This is a genomic window from Pseudomonadota bacterium, assembly GCA_022361155.1.
Lineage (GTDB): Bacteria > Myxococcota_A > Polyangia > Polyangiales > JAKSBK01 > JAKSBK01.
This window is the reverse complement of record JAKSBK010000119.1, coordinates 1-2,954: the sequence shown is the minus strand read 5'-3', so window position 1 is coordinate 2,954 and position 2,954 is coordinate 1. Positions and strand designations below refer to the sequence as shown.

Here is a 2,954-nt window from a genome sequence, read left to right as displayed (position 1 = left end):
GCTGGCTATGTTGCGCCTCCTCGAAATATCCCCAATATTCCTCGTCGTTGCGCCTTGCCAACGGCGCCCGGCCCTCGGCGATACACACGAGGTATTCTTCCGTGGGCCCTTACCGATGTACGAGGCACGTTGCCCAGGTTCCTGGCCGAGCTGCACCGGCTGGTTGCCCTCGGCGTCAAGGTGCTGCGCAAGTGGGAAGGTCCCGTGTGGGATCACGAAAGGCCCTCGGTGGTGCAGCTACGCACGCCCGAAGCCACCTGGGAAAAGCTGGCCTACGCGATGAGCAACCCTGTCGCAGCGGGCTTGGTGAACCGGGCCGCGGACTGGCCCGGTGTTGCGACCCTGCCCCACTTCGCCGCCAACCCTGCCGCTCTATCGAGGGTCAGCTCGGCTCTGGCGCTCGTCAGGCAAACTCCAGCTAGAAAGCGAACGGGTACTTCGTCGTGAAAAAGTCGCGCCCCTGGGCGTGACATCCAGTGCAAGTGGGTGCGTCTGGGTTGCTCACGACAACGCGATCGTTCAGCAGCTCATACCAGTACCAACTCTGGGTGTCGGAAGTCTCCTTGAGCTTGACCATCACCGCCCAGCCGTTTGATCGGTCTGACGCGTCATAGAGCTCCTTGACCGCGGCCGACGCGGGCGGATGAACGCCGCCTGCCGCCTTGAGCGATGCCTCCAGCAACGGATTGATGAACACCTTGACCCGGCCGTGGACGGGAGACGGGTGGATGGAAGCTTCGGCGCTGAAGCTCTTGTAGCGACCCGCCTCCAGGTAGGAGCGCAGCTGGACTTGATCCGTCGGCACACGACAGTCCCCACCGCAACCGGTGGTCGCCATTCCGCCTTGGGCCCCGGCGCCGGCATCCGGGCCTGCGCTGCCCGAGCCAGCGTTCGTTCCGGCAGCACCCGAGCCCGCCGCGCCGGGATCCAAGGGCTGCCGCTCCATCATTGGCTCCTGCCCGCAGCCGGCCAAGGCCGGCCACCAAAGCAGACACACAAACACAAGCGAATACCTGGGAATCATCGCTCTCTCCTGAGCGCTCGTACCACGGTGCGCCCTCCTTTTGTACGGCCGGAGACACAGTGCGGTTACGTGCGAAGGAGACACAGTGCGGTTACGTGCGGGGGCAACCAGCAGTCCGGTGGTTTGGGAAGGACGCGCAGCTACACTGTTTCGACTGCTACGTTGCGTGCATGGGTGGCTAATGCCTGGAGATCGTGCGGATCGGATGTAAGTGCGGTCCCACCCGGTTCGCAGACTGCGATCACGAGCGCATCAATCGCGGACCCTCGCCGTGCCAGGTGTCGAAGGTGGGCAGCGCGGCGTGCCGTGGGCTCGGGCTCATTCGACCGTGCTCACACCGCCGTTGCCAGCGTCCAGACCGTCGTGCCAGGTCAAGAGATGATCGCTGTGCTCGGATGCCATGACCCTGGGCCGGCAACTCCGGTCGGTGCCCTCGGTTCCCTCGCAAGGATCGCTTCGGAGGTCGCTACACGATCAGCACATCGGGCAGCCCTACGAGGGGTGACGCGGTTGAGATCCGGCAGCGGATCCTGGTCTCGAACGGGATGGCTGCCGGGAATCGGGCGCCTGGGCCAAAGGCCTTACGGATACCCTTGTCTGGGTGGTCCTGGAAGTACCGCCCCAGGGTTCCCTCGATACGGTCCAGCAAGCGTCCGTCCATCTTCACGGGCGCGATGTGGAAGCGGAGAAGCCGGAGGAGCTTCTCGATCTTGGGGACGAGGACGTTCGCCTGATCAACGAACTCGGTCAACATCGCCCCATGGTCCTCGGTGCTCGAGGCACCGGGCCACAAGAGCTTCTGCTCACCCCGAGCCAGCTCGTCGGAATCGAGGATCGAATACCGACCAGAGAGGAAACACGCCAAATGCTCGGCGAGCCTTCCGGCGAAGGTCCGTGTAGTCTGCCCGACGTAGTGGATGTACTCCTGCCCGTCGATGGGAAACGTCCACACGTAGATGCCGGTTTCTTTGCCCAATGGATGATCGAACAGCCACGGAAGGCCTGCGTCTCGGTGCCAGTGGAGCGGTCCGTGGAACTCCAGGTCCATCGATCCCGTTGGCGGCGCGGGCTCAGCCTCTTCCGCGATGCCATAGTCCAACGCAAGCCCGAACAGGACGTTGACAACCGGCTGCAACTCGCGGCGAGATAGTTGCTCCATGCTCCAGCCGAGCGGCTCGATGCTCTTCTCGAGCTTTGCGCAAAGCGCGTCTCCGAGGCGGATGCGGTACTTTGACTCCAGGCCGGCACGCGCGTAGCCAAAGATGAGGTCGAACGTCGCGTGGCCTCGTACGCGGAACCCGGCTCCGGTCGACATGGCCTCGACATTGCTGTCCGCCGGATCGGCTCCCTTCGGGGCATCGAGTCGATAGATTGCGTCCGGCTCGCCGAGCGCCGCATTGATGGCGTCGAGAACCTGGCTGTCGAATCCCTTGTACTTGCCCCGAACGACGCTCCCCCACGAGTGAACGGCCTCTCGCAACCGCTCCATCTCATCGCGGCTCAGTTCCCACTCGAAGTCGACAGCTAGGTTTCGCGCCCTGCGAGCGAGCTTCGCGACGGTGGCCACGTCGTCGTAGGACGTCGGTACCAGCGGCTCGCTTCGCCACTTCGTGCTCATCTTCCAGTCCGACGTTTCTCGCCTCGTTCGCGTACGCTACGATGGCCCGAGCCGCTGAGGCCCGTTTTCCCTCAGGGCTGGAGACCACGGTGCTCGACCGCCCCCTGGCCGCATTCGACATCGAGACTATACCCGATCCTGACATCGGGCGACGAGTCCATGGATTCACGGGCGATGTGATGCCTGAGGTTCCCGGGATGGGGAATGACGTCTCCTTGGGGGGTTGCGTAGAGGCCAGGGGTTTGATCCCCTGTCGTGCGCAACGAACCCCGCCTTGGCAGAGGCGGAGCACCCAAGGAGAGCTCGATGATG

General features: G+C 64.0%; 3 protein-coding genes and 1 pseudogene. 1 reads left to right on the top strand and 3 read right to left on the bottom strand.

Annotated features, from left to right (window positions below):
- Positions 1–108 precede the first annotated feature (108 nt).
- Positions 109–333 (top strand): annotated as a pseudogene (locus tag MJD61_04130) (transposase).
- An 85-nt stretch (positions 334–418) separates the two neighbouring features.
- On the opposite strand, the gene MJD61_04125 reads toward MJD61_04130, so the two are convergent.
- From MJD61_04125 to MJD61_04115, 3 genes are all read right to left on the bottom strand, one after another.
- A complete protein-coding gene (locus MJD61_04125; protein ID MCG8554465.1) occupies positions 419–1,024 on the bottom strand; it encodes a hypothetical protein in 606 nt (201 codons plus the stop codon).
- 466 nt (positions 1,025–1,490) lie between these two features.
- A complete protein-coding gene (locus MJD61_04120; GenBank protein ID MCG8554464.1) occupies positions 1,491–2,642 on the bottom strand; it encodes a hypothetical protein in 1,152 nt (383 codons plus the stop codon).
- A gap of 71 nt (positions 2,643–2,713) precedes the next feature.
- The coding region (locus MJD61_04115) for a hypothetical protein (protein ID MCG8554463.1) at positions 2,714–2,954 on the bottom strand (241 nt) is incomplete at its 5' end.